This window comes from Corynebacterium guaraldiae, from assembly GCF_053480195.1.
The window spans coordinates 19,175-32,735 of the sequence record NZ_JBRBAU010000019.1 but is presented as its reverse complement, the minus strand read 5'-3'; the positions used below and the strand labels follow the sequence as shown (position 1 = coordinate 32,735).

Sequence of the window (13,561 nt, the reverse complement as noted above, 5' to 3'; positions counted from 1 at the left end):
CGACACTGCCTACAACCACTCTATGGGAATACGCAAAGGTCACATACGCTAAACCCCAACCCCCACCAACACAATCTGTCGTTTAACTCGACACGCCGGAAAACAACACGTTTTGTCGTTTAGGCCCCGAATCCAAGCAGGGAGCACCTGGCTTGGGGCACACACAGCACAACGCGGGCCCCGGATAATTCCGGAACCCGCGTTGCAAGGGGTCTTGACTATCAGGCGGTTTCTCACGCCGCCCGCCCTGCAAGACTCAGGGTGTTCTCTCTATCTCTCATGCGCCTCTCTCAAACGCACAAGGATTATTATGCGATACATTCCTTGAAAGCCCATCGAACCTGCCTGTGTTTTACCTGTCAGTGGTTTTTAGCCCTCTGACCTGTACAAATAATTCGACACGCAAGGAAAATGGCAATAAAAAAATCCCGGCTCGTGAATGAGCCGGGACCTTTACGCCGTTAACACAGACATCAATTAGTCGGTGTAGTTCTTCTCCACGGAAGCGTCGACCGGGATGCCCGGGCCGGAGGTGGTGGAGATGGTGATCTTCTTGGCGTAGATGCCCTTAGCGGAGGACGGCTTCAGACGCAGGATCTCGTCGTACAGCGCGCCGTAGTTCTCAGCCAGCTTCTCAGCGTCGAAGGAAGCCTTGCCGATGATGGCGTGCAGGTTGGAAGCCTTGTCCACGCGGAAGGAGATCTTACCGCCCTTGACGTCGGCCACAGCCTTGGTCACGTCAGCGGTCACGGTGCCGGTCTTCGGGTTCGGCATGAGACCACGCGGGCCCAGGACGCGGGCAACGCGGCCAACCTTGGCCATCTGATCCGGGGTGGCGATAGCAACGTCGAAGTCGATGTTGCCCTCGTTGATGGCAGCGATCAGCTCTTCGGTGCCCACGATGTCGGCGCCAGCAGCCTTAGCGGCCTCAGCCTTGTCGCCCTCGGCGAAGACGGCCACGCGAACATCCTTACCGGTGCCGTGCGGCAGGGAAACGGTGCCGCGTACCAGCTGATCAGCCTTGCGCGGGTCAACGCCGAGGCGGAAGACTACGTCAACAGTAGCGTCGAAGTTCTTGGAGGAGGTCTCCTTGGCCAGCTTGGCGGCCTCGATCGGACGGTACTGGCGGGAGCGGTCTACCAGCTCAGCAGCAGCCTTGTATGCCTTGGACTTGGTGCTCATAAGTGCAATTCCTTTTCTTGGATTGATGTGGTGTTAGCGGGCCGAAGCTGGCCCTGCCACGCGCGATACAGAACGTATCGCTACGTATCGCGCATTAAATCGAATTATTACTTAGCCGGGATACCGTCAACGGTGATGCCCATGGAGCGAGCGGTACCAGCGATGATGCGGGCGCCGTTCTCGATGTCACGAGCGTTGAGGTCCTCGAACTTGGTCTGTGCAATCTCCTTGCACTGGTCCCAGGTCACGGAGCCAACCTTGTCGGTGTGCGGAACGCCGGAGCCCTTCTTGATGCCAGCGGCCTTGAGCAGGAGCTTCGCTGCCGGCGGGGTCTTCAGCTTGAAGTCGAAGGAGCGGTCCTCGTACACGGTGATCTCCACCGGCACGACGTTGCCGCGCTGGGACTCGGTCGCAGCGTTGTAGGCCTTGCAGAACTCCATGATGTTGACGCCGTGGGCACCGAGTGCCGGGCCGACCGGCGGAGCCGGGTTAGCAGCGCCTGCCTCGATCTGGAGCTTGATCAGGCCAGTGACCTTCTTCTTGGGAGCCATCGAATTACCTCTTTCCTGTGGTACCGGAGTGCCGCCACGATGAATAACAGCGCCCCGTCCGGATGCTCACGCATTGTGGGCCACCGGAGGATGAACGTTTCAAGATGCGCAAAAGCGCACGGCGTTCAAGTTTAGAACACCGTGCGCCCAGCTCAAAATCGCTTTTTAGGAGATGCGCTCGATTTCCGTCGGGGAAAGCTCCACCGGGGTCTCGCGGCCGAAGATGGACACTAGGCCCTGCATCTTGCCGGTCTCCGGATCGATCTCGGAGATGGTGGCGGACACGGAAGCCAGCGGGCCGGACAGGATGGTGACGGCCTCGCCCACCTCGAAGTCGTGCGCGTAGGCCTTGGCCGCCTCCTTCTCCGGCATGGCAACGACCTGCTCGCCCTCGGAGTCGGCGGCGGAGGCCTCCGGGGAGACCGTGGTGTCATTCGGCATGAGGAACTTGGCCACGTCGCGGATTTTCACCGGAGTAGCGTTGCCCTCGTTACCCACGAAGGAGGTCACACCCGGGGTATCGCGGACGACGGACCAGGCAGCGTCGTTAAGCTCCATGCGCACCAGCACGTAGCCCGGAAGCAGCTTGCGCTTAACAACCTTCTTCTTGCCGTCCTTCTTCTCCAGAACCTGCTCGACCGGCACGACGACCTCAAAGATGGAATCCTCCACCTCGAGGGTCTGGGCGCGCATGTCCAGGTTGGTCTTCACCTTGTTCTCGTAGCCGGAGTAGCACTGGATGATGTACCACTTGCCCGGCTGCTTCTTCAGTTCGCGGGTGAATGCGCGCAGGCGGGTCTTGTACTCGGCGTCGGCGGCAGCGGCGGATGCTTCGGCGCTTGGCGACGTCTCCCCCGCTCCCTCAGTCTCAGCCTCGTCCGAGCCGCCGCCGAGGGCGGCCTCCGCGGCCTTGGTAGCAGCTTCCTTCTCGGCGGCTTCCTTCTCCTCAGCAGAAAGCTCCTCCTGCGGCTGCTGGGTTTCCTCAGTAGCCTCGACCGCTTCCGCGGCCTGTTCCTGGACGTTATCAATCATGGCCTGCTCGAGGGAGGTGCCAGTGTTTTCTTCGCTCATTGTCTGCTACTCCAAAATTGTGTTCATTCTTCTAGTCCCCAACCAGGTTACCCGGCGGGACTAGGGCAAAAAGTATCCCGCCGTTTCCCCTAGTCGAGCTAGCGGGAAGGCGGCGGGATGAAAGTATGAAATTAGTTTACTAAGGCGCGAGGATTGCTTCAACTCCGAGGCCGGTCAGCGTGTCCACGCCCCACACCAAGGCGGTGAGGACGATGAGGAAGGCGAAGGTCACGAGGACGTACTGAAGCATTTCCTTGCCGGTAGGCCAGACGACCTTCTTCATCTCAGAGACGACCTCGCCCGGGAAGGACCCGACGGAACCGCCGAAGGAATCTTCCTTCTTATCCTCGACGCGCACAACGCGCTTGTCGGTGTAGGAATCAGTAGAGGTGGTCGCTGCGCCAGAGAGCTGACGCTTGCCGGTTGGGCGCGGAGCCCCGGTGCTCGGCTGCTTTTCATCGCTCACGGCGATTCCCTCCTTGAAGTGATGTGGCAGGGGCGACAGGACTCGAACCTGCAACCTACGGTTTTGGAGACCGTTGCGCTACCAATTGCGCCACGCCCCTTTGCGTGCCCTTTTGGGACAACGCACAACCCTACCAGAACGATGATTCCCCATGGAAACCACGTGCCGTATAAGGCTGGAAGTCGGTAATGAAAAAGCGCCCGTGTGCGGGCGCTTTTCTTTCCCGGTAGCGATGGCGAGAATTGAACTCGCGACACAGCGATTATGAGTCGCTTGCTCTACCACTGAGCTACACCGCCATATTCACCTTCTGGAACCTTCCAGAAACATGAATGGAGCCCCCTGACAGAATCGAACTGTCGACCTTTTCCTTACCATGGAAACGCTCTGCCGACTGAGCTAAGGGGGCACAGCCTCTTTGAGTAACGGACTTTCATCCGCTGTGCTCTCGTTGAAGCCTTGAAAAGATTAACCCGAAACGCTTAAACAACACAAATCGCCAGTATGGGACATGTTTTTAGGGCCTTTAAGCGCCCCAAGAACACACCAGAACAAACACCGTGCCGAGTAGACGACAACTAAGCCGGGCACACGACCGTTCAATCGACGGAGCGACATTTCGATCAAATAGCGTCCCAATTCCCCGGGGCTCGGGCCCCTTATTTGATCGAAATGACCCTTAACCCCCTAGCCCTATGCCGGGGATCGAAAAATCCCGCAGACACATCTTTGCGTCTGCGGGATTCATTCTGTGCCAGGTAGAAGATTCGAACTTCTGAAGGCAATGCCGGCGGATTTACAGTCCGCTCCCTTTGGCCGCTCGGGCAACCTGGCATGCACTCTTGAGTGCGGTTATGTACTTTACTACGAAGTCCCGCCCGACATGCAAATCGCCTGGCAGGAGCACCTATTAGCCCACGCGCTGGACCGTGTAGTCCGCCAACTGGCGCAAGGCTTCGCTGGCCGTGCATTCGGGCAGCAGGGAAAGCTGGTCTTCGACCACGCGCAGGTACGCGTTGACGTCGGCAAGCGCCTTGTCCCGGCCACCGGACTTCCACAGCAGGTCGATGGCGCGCTTCACGGAGGCGTCATCAGTCAGCGGGCCCGTCAGGAGGGCACGGAGCTCGTCGCCGACCTCCCCCTCCTCTTCCAGGGCATAGAGCACCGGCAGGGTGAACACGCCCTCGCGCAAATCCGTGCCCGGGGTCTTCCCCGACTCTTCAGGATCGGAGAAGATGTCGATGACATCGTCGACGATCTGGAAAATCATGCCCACGGCCGCACCGATCTGTCGCAGCGCCTCGCACTGCTCCGGGCCCGCGCCAGCATGGTAGGCACCCAGGTAGCCGGCGGAGGCGATGAGCACCGCGGTCTTTTCCCGGATGACCGCCGTGTAATGCTCCACAGCATTAGCTTCGCCGGCACCAATGGTTTCGCGCATCTGGCCGGTGACGAGCTCCTCGAAGGTCTCCGCGAAGTGCTCCACCGTGTGGGTATCCAGCTGACTCATCAGCCGCGAAGCGTGCGCCAAGAGGGCATCGCCCGCCAAAATCGCCACCGAGTTAGTCCAGCGGAAATTCGCAGAATCCACGCCGCGGCGGCGCTCCGCTTCATCCATGACATCGTCGTGATAGAGCGTGGCCACGTGGACCATTTCCACCACGGTCGCCGCCTTAATCACCTCAGGCGATTGCGAGCGTTCACCAAACTCGGAAGCCAGCAACGCCATCATCGGGCGGAAACGCTTGCCCCCAGCCAGGGAGAGGTGACGCACCTTGTCTTTGATGAAGTCCTGCCCGCGGTCGAGCTCCGTATTCAGCAGGTCCTCTACAGCAGCCATCCCGGCGTTGATACGCTCGGTGAGCTGCGCATCCCCCAAGTCCACGTGCTTGGCGTGAGTTTGGCCGTGTGACATTAAACGTGTTCCTTTAAGCTCAAAAATCCTAGTGTTTACCTACCGTAGCCCATGGCACGGCCCTCAACACACTTGTGGCCACTATCCCGTGCAATGATAGTCCCCATGTCGGAGCAGATCGATTCCACCCTTGTTGACGTCGCCATCGTCGGTGCCGGGCCCGCCGGCGCTGCCGCCGCTATCCACGCCGCGCGCGCTGGCCATGACACGCTGCTTGTCGACGCCTCCCCCTTCCCCCGCGACAAGACCTGCGGCGATGGGCTGACTCCTCGTGCCATGCACCAGTTGGAGCTACTCGGCATCGAGGTCAACGCTTCCTACCGCAACCGCGGGCTCAAGCTGCACGGCTTCGGCGGCACCGTAACCGCCCCGTGGCCGTCGACATACCCCTCGCAGGTGGGAACGGCTCTGCCGCGCTATGAATTCGATGCGCTGCTCGTTGAGGCCGCCCAAGAAGCCGGCGCGCAACTTTTCACCGGCACGGCGACGGCCCCGCAGCTCGAGGGCAACCGGCTGGCGGAGTTCTCCGTCGGCAAGCGCCGCGTGCGCGCGCGGTGGGTCATCGTGGCCGATGGCGTGCGCTCGACCTTTGGCAAGCAGCTGGGCCGCACCTGGCACCGCGAGGAGGTCTACGGCATCGCCGCGCGCGCCTACGCCGATTCGCCCCACGACGGCGAGGAGTGGATGCACTCCCACGTGGAGCTCAAGGACCCTGAGGGGGTCGTACAACCTGGGTATGGCTGGATCTTCCCGCTAGGACAGGGGGTCAACATCGGTTTGGGTGCGCTCTCCACTGCCGCCCGCCCGGCTCGTCTCAACACCAAGAAGGCGCTTGATTTCTACGCTGAGCAGCAGCGTTCGGAGTGGGGCTTGGGCGAGCTGCGCAACGTCACCTCGGCGATGCTGCCCATGGGTGGCGCGGTGTCCGGGGTGGCCGGCGCGAACTGGATGCTGATTGGTGACGCTGCGGCTTGCGTCAACCCGCTCAACGGCGAGGGCATCGATTATGGCTTGGAGACGGCAGCACTAGCCGTGGAGATGCTCGGCACTAAGGACCTGACCTTGGCGTGGCCGGAGCGTCTGCGCGCCGAGTACGGCGAGGCCTTCCTGCTCGCCCGCACCGCGGCACGCCTGCTGACCTACCCGCAGTTCCTGCCGCTCGCCGGACCTGTGGCCATGCGCGGACCCATCGGCCGCATGCTCATGCCGGCCGCCGCACGCCTCATGGGCAACCTCATCACCGACGAGGACAAGGACCTGCTCGCCCGTGCCTGGCGGCTGGCGGGCGGGGCGGTCTCTGCGCTGCGCCGCGATACGCCTCTCTGGGCTTAAGCCCTTTAGGCCGGCTTCACCGCGGAGTGCAGCGCCACAATGCCGCACGTCAGGTTGCGCCAGCCTGCTTGCTCCCAGCCATTGCGGTTGATGGCGGCGGCTAGCTCGTGCTGTTCCGGCCACGCACGGATGGATTCTGCGAGGTAGATATAGGCCTCCGGGTTGGAGGAGACCACCTTGGCAATCGGCGGCAGCAGGCGGGTCAGGTACTCCTTGTAGACGGTGCCGAAGACCGGGATGACCGGCTTGGAAAACTCCGCCACAGCCAGCCGCCCACCGGGCTTGGTCACGCGCGCCATCTCCCGCAGGCCCAGCTCAAAGTCGTGGATATTGCGCAGACCATAGGAGATGGTCACCGCATCGAAGGTGTTATCCGCAAAAGGCAGGCGCATTCCATCGCCGGCCACCTTGGGCACATCGCGCTCCGCGCCAGCCGCGAGCATGCCGAGTGAAAAGTCACAGGCCACGCACCACGCGCCGGACTTGGACAGCTCCTCCGTGGAAACAGCCGTTCCGGCAGCCAGGTCGAGGACCTTCTCCCCCGGCTTCAGGTTGAGCCGCTCGCGCGTCAAACGGCGCCAGCGCGCGTCCTGACCAAAGGAGAGCACCGTGTTGGTGATGTCGTACTTCTTGCCCACCGCGTCAAACATGCGCGCAACATCGAAGGGCTTCTTATCCAGATCTGCCTTAGACACAAGCGCCTAGTCTAGGCCACGCGCGCCCCCAGGGCGCGAGCGGCCCAGCGCGGCAGCTCCGGACGCTGGCCCAAAATGGTCAGCGGCACCTCGCGGACATTCTCCAAAACTTCCTCGTAATAGCCCAGCAGCTGCTCGCACAGAGCCGGCCACGTCTTGGAAGAAATCGACTGCCGGGCGTTCTCCCGCAGCTCCTCGTGGATCTCCGGGTTGAGCAGCGCATCGACGGCGTTGGGGAGGTCCTCGACGAACGTGGAGACGTCGAGAAGCAGCCCGTTGTAACCTTCCTCAATGAGATCCACCGGGCCGCCCGCGCGCGGGCCAATGGTGGGCACGCCCGAGGCCTGTGCTTCCTGGATGGCCTGGCAGAAGGTCTCGAACTCGCCGGCGTGGACGAAGATGTCCAGGGAGGCATAGGCCGCGGCCAGCTCCTCGCCTCCCAATGCCCCGGTAAAGACAGCATCCGGCAGCTGGGCCTCCAGCAGCGGGCGCTCGGGGCCATCACCAACGATGACAAGCTGGATGTCCTCGCGTCCGTTAAGCGCGGACAGGCGGTGCACTCCCTTCTCTGCGGCCAGGCGGCCGACGAAGCCGACGATCTTCTTCTTCCCCGTGGGCTCCCACTCGCGGCGCAGCGCCGCCGAGCGCTTCGAGGGGTGGAAGCGCTCCGAGTCCACGCCGCGGCCCCAGTGGCGCACGTTCTTGATGTGGTGTTTCTCCAAATCGGAGATGGTGAGCGAGGACGGCGCGAGAGTCATCTGGCAAGCGTTATGGATGGTGCGCAGCCACTCCCACACCCCATAGGCCAGCGCGGAAGCGTGGTACTTGGTGGCGAAACCGGCCACGTCGGTCTGGTACAGCGCCACGGCCGGAATGCGCAGCTGACGTGCAGAAAATGCTCCCGCCGCCCCCAGGACGAAGGGGCTGGCCAGGTGGATGATGTCCGGTTTGAACTCGCGCAGCGCCTCATCCACCGCGGACGTAGGAACGCCGACCGGGAGCGAATCCACCAGCGGCACACGCACGGTGGGCACGCGCACGATGGTGAACCCGAGATAATCGGGGATCTCCTCCTGCCCGTCCCGGGCGCCGGGGGCGATGACAATGGCCTCGTGGCCGTGCTCGTGGAGGTGTTCGAGGACACGCAGCACGGAGTTGGTCACTCCGTTGACGTTAGGCAAGAAGGATTCCGCGACGATGGCTACACGCATGCGCCCCATCATTCCTTTTCTGAGTGCTCGGTTGGTAACGCACGCACTAAATTCCGGTTAATTTTCCCGCTCCCCCACCAGCACGCGCCGGCAATCAGGGTAGCCACGGCCGCGGAGGACAGCGCCGGGATGATCGATAGCGTCCATTCCCGGCCTTCTACCTTGACCAGGTCCGGGTTGCTCTTGGCGTAGAGCACCCACACCTGCTGGCCTTCTCCCAGCCCAGTGGGATAGAGCAGGCCGGTAGGCGGGGTGTGGTAAATCCCCTCGGAATCCTGGAAATCCACGAAGGTGCGCAAGCTGCCGACATCCGTCACCGTGGCCAGGGCGCGCCCGGGGTTGGCGCCGATGGTGCAGTCATTGAAGAAGGGGCCGATCACCATCCCCGCCATGCCCACTAGTGCAGCGACATAGAGCACCAGGATCAGCTGGCGCACTCGGCGCCGCGGCATTTACTGACCCACCTTGGCGTTCAGAGCCTCCTGCAGCGCGCGGCGCGAGGACCTCGTGGTATGCGCCTCCACCACGGTGATGCCGGTGGAGTATTCCTTGAGTTCTGCCAAAACGTCGAGCAGCTCCTGCGCCGAGCTCACCTCGCGGTGCTCAGCACCGCAGGCTTCCGCTAGCTTGGCCACGCCCACCCCATGCGGCGTTCCAAACGCCTTCTCGAAGGAGTCGCGCAGGGGCTCGCGGCCCTGTTCGAGCACCTCGAAGATGCCGCCGCCGTCGTCATTTGAGACGACGATGGTGAGGTTCTCCGGGCGCGGGTTGTCCTCGGGGAGGATGAGCGAAGTGGCGTCGTGGAGGAAGGTGACATCCCCCATGAGCGCCACGGTGCGCGGTGCGCGGGGCGCGTCGGCCTCGCGGGACTGGGTGGCCAGCGCGATGCCGATAGCCTGCGCGATGGTGCCGTCGATGCCGGCGGCCCCGCGCGGCGAGTAGGTCTCCACACCGTCGAAGGGCAGGCCGATGAAGGACGCATCCCGCACCGCGTTGGAGGCGCCCAGGACGAGGGTATCTCCGACGGCGAGGGTGTCCCCCACCGCGGCGGCGACGTGGAGGCCGGTAAAGCCGATCTCGGGCTTGGTGGCATCCTCACCGGTGGTCTCCGCCAGAACCTCACGAACACCGTCGGCCGCCATCTGGGCCGCGCCTTCGCAGATCTTCATCCACTCTCGCGTGGGCTCGCCGCTGGTTTTGGCGGTGGTACCCAGCTGCGCGGACTCGCCACGGGGGTTGGTGAAATCTTCCGTGCGCGACAGACAGATGAGGTCGATATCGGGATCACTCAGCAGTGCCAGGACACCGCGGTGCAGGGTGGGATGGCCCACGACGATGACCTGCTCCACCTTGGTGTTGACCACGTAGTCGTTGGCGGAGACTTGGGCGCGGCGGAAGAGGTGCGCCGCGGCCGGGTGCACCGGGTGATAGGGCGCAGGTGCCGTGGGCTCGGCGATGGTGGGGACATCCTCCAGGCCTTCGACTTCCCAGGCCTCATCGCCGGCGATGACGAGCGTGTTGCGGCTGAGATCGACGGCCACCTCTCCGTGATTCGCCCACCGCGGGGTACGAGCGCGGTGCTGCGTGTAATCCGTCGGGCTACCGGGCAGCTCTTCGCCTACCAGCGGGGCATCGAGAGCCACGTTGATGTGCACCTGGCGGTCATTCAAAAAGCGCTCCGCGATAAGCGGGATATCACTCGTGCTCTCCACCTGGGTGGTCTCCGCATACACGCCGAAGATGCCGGGCTGCTCAATAGTCTGGGAGGCCCCCGTGCCCACCAAGCGGGCCGGCCGGTCCGCGCTGATGACGGCCAGCGGGGTATGCGAGTAATGCGCCTCCACCATCGCGGGCAGGGCATTAGCCACCGCGGTGCCGGAGGTCATCACGATGCCGACGTGCCGGCGTTGGACGCGTGCCAAACCTAAAGCAGCGAAGGCGGCGGAGCGCTCATCCAGGCGGGTATGCACGCGAATATCGCTGCGCGCGAGAAGCGCCAAAGACAGCGGTGCGTTGCGCGAACCCGGGCAGATAACCACGTCGGTGAGGTGCCGCGAAAGCTGGGCCGCCAGTGCTTCGGCCAGCTGCATCGACTCCGGCTGCGCGGAGGCAGTGGGCTCGGTGTGAGATTCAGTATTAGGCATTGCCTGCACCACCCGTATCGAGCTCTTCCATGCCCGAATCGAATTGCTCGAAGAGGTCATTGATCAACCCTTCCAATTCGGCTCCACCCTGGTCCACACGGTCCTGGACGTCCGGCGGCAGCTCCGTCGGCAGCTCCGTCGGAATATCGGTGGGGAGGTTATCCCGCGGCGAGCTCTTGGTGGTGGTCACCGTGGTGGGAACCTCGGTGGTCACGGTCTCGGTAACCGGCTCCGGGGCGGGTTTGTCAGCATCCGCTGCCGCACCGCGCCACAGGAAGAACAGCACGCCGGCGAAAACGACGGCGATAGCAGCGATGGCCGCGAAGACATAGGACAGGGCTCCCCCGCCCTTCTTCGGCTGCTCCACCTGGTAGCTGGACGGGACCGGGTCATATTGCGGCTGCTGATAGTTCTGGTCATAGCCCTGCTGATAGGGCTGACCATAGGCCTGCGTGTTTTGGGATCCGGGCTCCGGGAAGTGTTGTTGGGGACGCTGTGGCGGCTGCTGTTGGGGCGCGCCGAACTGGCGGGTTTCGTTCTCACCGGTGACGCGGCCGAACTGCCGCGTCTCGTTGTCGCCGTTGTTGTTGGTCATGGGATTTACCTTATCGTGCACCCGCGCCACTTAGCACCCGCCCGGTGGGCGTTAGTCCCGTGGAAACCTGACCCGGCGTGCCATCCGCCACAATCTTTCCGCCATCCGAACCAGACCCCGGGCCCATCTCAATAACCCGGTCAGCGCCGGCAATGAGGTGACGGTCATGATCTGCCACCACGACAGTATGGGAGGCCTCCACCAGCGAGTGCAGCTCAGCGATGAGCAGGTCGATATCGGCCGGGTGCAACCCGACGGTGGGCTCATCCAGCAGGTAGACGGTATGGCCCCGGCGCGAGTTTCGGGAGCGCTGCAGCTCCGTGGCAAGCTTGATGCGCTGCGCTTCACCGCCGGAAAGCTCCGGAGCGCCCTGGCCCAAGCGCAGGTAACCTAGCCCCACCGCTTCCAAGGTTTGCAGCGCGTGGAGGATCGGCGCTTCATCTGCAAAGACCTCCAGGGCCTCTTCCACCGTAAGGTCGAGGATGTCCGCGATGGTCCTGTCCTTCCAGCGGATGGACAAGGTGTCATCGTTATAGCGCTGTCCCTGGCAATCCGGGCACTGGGTATAGGAGCCTGGAAGGAAGACCAGCTCGACCTCGATCTGGCCGGCGCCACCGCAGGTGGGGCACTGGCCTTGCTTAACGTTGTAGGAAAAGCGCGAGACCGTCCATTTCTTCTTCTTGGCCTCCGGGGTGGCCGCGAAGAGCTTGCGCACGTTGTCGAAGAGGTTGGTGTACGTCGCCACCGTGGAGCGCGGGGTTCGGCCGATTGGCTTTTGGGTAATGGAGACCACGCGCTTGACCTGCTTCGGACAGTCCGGCCCCGTGAGCATGTCATGGAGTGCGGCCAGCAACGTGGATTTGCCGGAACCCGAAAGCCCAGTAATGGCCGTAAACTGGCCGAGTCCGAAGTCCACGTTGAGGCCATCGATGGTGTGCGAGTGCACCCGGCGCAGCGCGATATCACCGTGCGCCGATCGCGCTTCGACCTTGGGCGTGGGGCGCGGGCGCGCCAAGGCACGCGCGGTGGGAGTATCTGCAGAGTCCGCCGCCTCTATGTAATCGGCGACGGGACCCGAGTACACCACCTGGCCGCCGCGCTCACCGGCGAGCGGGCCGACATCCACGATCCAATCGGCCTGCTTGACCAGTTCCATGTCGTGCTCCACCAGCAGCACCGAGTTCCCCTCCGCAATGAAGCGGCGGCACATATCCAGCACCGCACCTCGTTCCACCGGGTGCAGGCCCGCAGAGGGCTCATCCAGAACATAGGTCACGCCATAGAGCCCGGAGCGCAGCTGCGCAGCCAGGCGCAGGCGCTGCACCTCACCGCCCGAGAGCGTGTCCGTAGGCCTATCCAGGCTGAGGTGCCCCAGGCCGAGTTCCAGTGCGGATTCAAGGGCCGGAAGGAGGGCCTTGAGGAGCAGGTCTTCCGCGTCATTCGGCTGCGGGCTTTGGCCGTTAAGCAGCTCGTAGGCTTCGCTCAGCGGGAGGGCATTGAATTCGTCGATCGGCAGCCCGGCGTAGGTGACCTTGAGCGCCTTCGCCGTCAGCCGGCGCCCGTCACAGGTATCGCAGCGGCGGGTTTCCATGAAGCTCAAGACGCGGGCGCGGAGTGTATCCGACTTCGTCTCCGCATAGGTCTTGGTCAGGTAGCTGGCCACGGAGCGCCACGTGCCCTCGTAATTGCGCTGGATCTGATCCGCCCCGCGGCGCGGCTTGACGGTTACCACCGGGCGCTCCTCGGTGAAGAGGATCCACTCGCGGTCTTTCTTCGGCAAATCCTCCCACGGTGAATCCAAGTCATAGCCCAGTTCTTGCAGAATGTCGTGGAAGTTCTTGCCCGCCCAGGCTCCGGGCCACGCAGCAATCGCGCCTTCCTCGATGCTCAGGCTGGGGTCCGGCACCATGGACGCCTCCGTGGGTTCGTGGACCACGCCGGTGCCCTGGCACTCCGGGCACATGCCTTCTGGGGTATTCGGGGAGAAGGAATCGGAGTACAGGCCCTCCGGGTTGTCACCGCAGCGCGAGTAAAGCAGGCGCACGGAGTTAGACATGGCGGAGATCGTGCCCACGGTGGAGCGCGCGCTGCTTGCCGACGCCGACTGCTGCAACGCCACCGTCGGCGGCAGCCCCTCGATGCGGCCGACCTGCGGGTCCACCGCTGAAGCGATGAGGCGTCGAGCAAAGGGCGCGACGGATTCCAGGTAGCGGCGCTGGCCTTCGCCATGAATGGTGCCGAAGGCCAGCGAGGACTTGCCGGAACCGGACACCCCCGTCACGGCCACGAGCTGGCCGCGTGGAAGGTCCACATCCACGTTGCGAAGGTTGTGCAGGTGCGCGTCTTTCACGGAAATGGTCATGCCCGCCAGCCTACGCTGCCCTCCGGACATGTACCGT

General features: G+C 63.3%; 12 protein-coding genes and 4 tRNA genes. 1 reads left to right on the top strand and 15 read right to left on the bottom strand.

The annotated features are described in order from the left end of the window. Positions 1 to 477: 477 nt before the first annotated feature. From rplA to ACUY3D_RS11920, 9 genes are all read right to left on the bottom strand, one after another. Positions 478 to 1,182: a 50S ribosomal protein L1 gene (gene rplA, locus ACUY3D_RS11960; protein WP_070520973.1), complete on the bottom strand. Its 705-nt coding sequence runs from the start codon at positions 1,180 to 1,182 to the stop codon at positions 478 to 480. Between the two features lie 107 nt (positions 1,183 to 1,289). Then, the gene (gene rplK / locus ACUY3D_RS11955; RefSeq protein ID WP_070520976.1) at positions 1,290 to 1,733 is read right to left on the bottom strand and encodes a 50S ribosomal protein L11; all 444 of its coding nucleotides are present in this window, start codon (positions 1,731 to 1,733) and stop codon (positions 1,290 to 1,292) included. A 165-nt stretch (positions 1,734 to 1,898) separates the two neighbouring features. Continuing rightward, positions 1,899 to 2,804 (bottom strand): transcription termination/antitermination protein NusG, encoded by a 906-nt coding sequence (gene nusG / locus ACUY3D_RS11950; RefSeq protein WP_250224074.1) that lies wholly within the window; start codon positions 2,802 to 2,804, stop codon positions 1,899 to 1,901. Positions 2,805 to 2,943: 139 nt separating this feature from the next. Next, complete coding sequence (gene secE, locus ACUY3D_RS11945) at positions 2,944 to 3,270, bottom strand: preprotein translocase subunit SecE (RefSeq protein ID WP_070520982.1); 327 nt, start codon at positions 3,268 to 3,270, stop codon at positions 2,944 to 2,946. Between the two features lie 24 nt (positions 3,271 to 3,294). Further along, positions 3,295 to 3,370, bottom strand: a tRNA-Trp gene (locus tag ACUY3D_RS11940). A gap of 127 nt (positions 3,371 to 3,497) precedes the next feature. Beyond that, a tRNA-Met gene (locus ACUY3D_RS11935) sits at positions 3,498 to 3,569 on the bottom strand. A 34-nt stretch (positions 3,570 to 3,603) separates the two neighbouring features. After that, positions 3,604 to 3,679: transfer RNA gene (locus tag ACUY3D_RS11930), tRNA-Thr, on the bottom strand. 343 nt (positions 3,680 to 4,022) lie between these two features. Beyond that, positions 4,023 to 4,104 (bottom strand) — tRNA-Tyr (locus tag ACUY3D_RS11925). A gap of 76 nt (positions 4,105 to 4,180) precedes the next feature. Beyond that, positions 4,181 to 5,185, bottom strand: a complete 1,005-nt coding sequence (locus ACUY3D_RS11920) for a polyprenyl synthetase family protein (protein WP_070520985.1) — start codon at positions 5,183 to 5,185, stop codon at positions 4,181 to 4,183. 93 nt (positions 5,186 to 5,278) lie between these two features. Here ACUY3D_RS11920 and ACUY3D_RS11915 point away from each other — a divergent pair, with 93 nt between their 5' ends. Beyond that, positions 5,279 to 6,517, top strand: coding sequence for a geranylgeranyl reductase family protein (locus ACUY3D_RS11915; RefSeq protein WP_448241164.1), 1,239 nt, complete (start codon positions 5,279 to 5,281; stop codon positions 6,515 to 6,517). A gap of 5 nt (positions 6,518 to 6,522) precedes the next feature. Here ACUY3D_RS11915 and ACUY3D_RS11910 read toward each other — a convergent pair whose 3' ends face one another. The 6 genes from ACUY3D_RS11910 to ACUY3D_RS11885 are packed head-to-tail and all read right to left on the bottom strand — an operon-like array spanning position 6,523 to position 13,524. Next, on the bottom strand, positions 6,523 to 7,212 hold the full coding sequence (locus ACUY3D_RS11910; protein ID WP_143335269.1) for a demethylmenaquinone methyltransferase: 690 nt from the start codon (positions 7,210 to 7,212) through the stop codon (positions 6,523 to 6,525). 11 nt (positions 7,213 to 7,223) lie between these two features. Further along, positions 7,224 to 8,423: a glycosyltransferase family 4 protein gene (locus ACUY3D_RS11905; protein WP_154761925.1), complete on the bottom strand. Its 1,200-nt coding sequence runs from the start codon at positions 8,421 to 8,423 to the stop codon at positions 7,224 to 7,226. A gap of 8 nt (positions 8,424 to 8,431) precedes the next feature. Then, the gene (locus ACUY3D_RS11900; protein ID WP_070686670.1) at positions 8,432 to 8,875 is read right to left on the bottom strand and encodes a DUF3592 domain-containing protein; all 444 of its coding nucleotides are present in this window, start codon (positions 8,873 to 8,875) and stop codon (positions 8,432 to 8,434) included. Then, positions 8,876 to 10,567, bottom strand: a complete 1,692-nt coding sequence (menD, locus tag ACUY3D_RS11895) for a 2-succinyl-5-enolpyruvyl-6-hydroxy-3-cyclohexene-1-carboxylic-acid synthase (RefSeq protein ID WP_070526031.1) — start codon at positions 10,565 to 10,567, stop codon at positions 8,876 to 8,878. After that, positions 10,560 to 11,162 carry a hypothetical protein gene (locus ACUY3D_RS11890; protein WP_070447990.1) on the bottom strand — a complete coding sequence of 201 codons (603 nt, stop codon included), beginning with the start codon at positions 11,160 to 11,162 and terminating at the stop codon, positions 10,560 to 10,562. Before ACUY3D_RS11890 ends, menD begins: the two co-directional genes overlap by 8 nt. 10 nt (positions 11,163 to 11,172) lie before the next feature. After that, entirely contained in the window at positions 11,173 to 13,524 is a 2,352-nt protein-coding gene (locus ACUY3D_RS11885; protein WP_070596763.1) for an ATP-binding cassette domain-containing protein, read from the bottom strand. Positions 13,525 to 13,561: the final 37 nt, after the last annotated feature.

Bases quoted from the DNA above. Each gene is read 5' to 3' on its own strand.
- rplA (WP_070520973.1), bottom strand. From the start codon at position 1,182: ATGAGCACCAAGTCCAAGGCATACAAGGCTGCTGCTGAGCTGGTAGAC.
- rplK (WP_070520976.1), bottom strand. From the start codon at position 1,733: ATGGCTCCCAAGAAGAAGGTCACTGGCCTGATCAAGCTCCAGATCGAG.
- nusG (WP_250224074.1), bottom strand. From the start codon at position 2,804: ATGAGCGAAGAAAACACTGGCACCTCCCTCGAGCAGGCCATGATTGAT.
- ACUY3D_RS11920 (WP_070520985.1), bottom strand. From the start codon at position 5,185: ATGTCACACGGCCAAACTCACGCCAAGCACGTGGACTTGGGGGATGCG.
- ACUY3D_RS11915 (WP_448241164.1), top strand. From the start codon at position 5,279: ATGATAGTCCCCATGTCGGAGCAGATCGATTCCACCCTTGTTGACGTC.
- ACUY3D_RS11905 (WP_154761925.1), bottom strand. From the start codon at position 8,423: ATGCGTGTAGCCATCGTCGCGGAATCCTTCTTGCCTAACGTCAACGGA.
- ACUY3D_RS11900 (WP_070686670.1), bottom strand. From the start codon at position 8,875: ATGCCGCGGCGCCGAGTGCGCCAGCTGATCCTGGTGCTCTATGTCGCT.
- menD (WP_070526031.1), bottom strand. From the start codon at position 10,567: ATGCCTAATACTGAATCTCACACCGAGCCCACTGCCTCCGCGCAGCCG.
- ACUY3D_RS11890 (WP_070447990.1), bottom strand. From the start codon at position 11,162: ATGACCAACAACAACGGCGACAACGAGACGCGGCAGTTCGGCCGCGTC.
- ACUY3D_RS11885 (WP_070596763.1), bottom strand. From the start codon at position 13,524: ATGACCATTTCCGTGAAAGACGCGCACCTGCACAACCTTCGCAACGTG.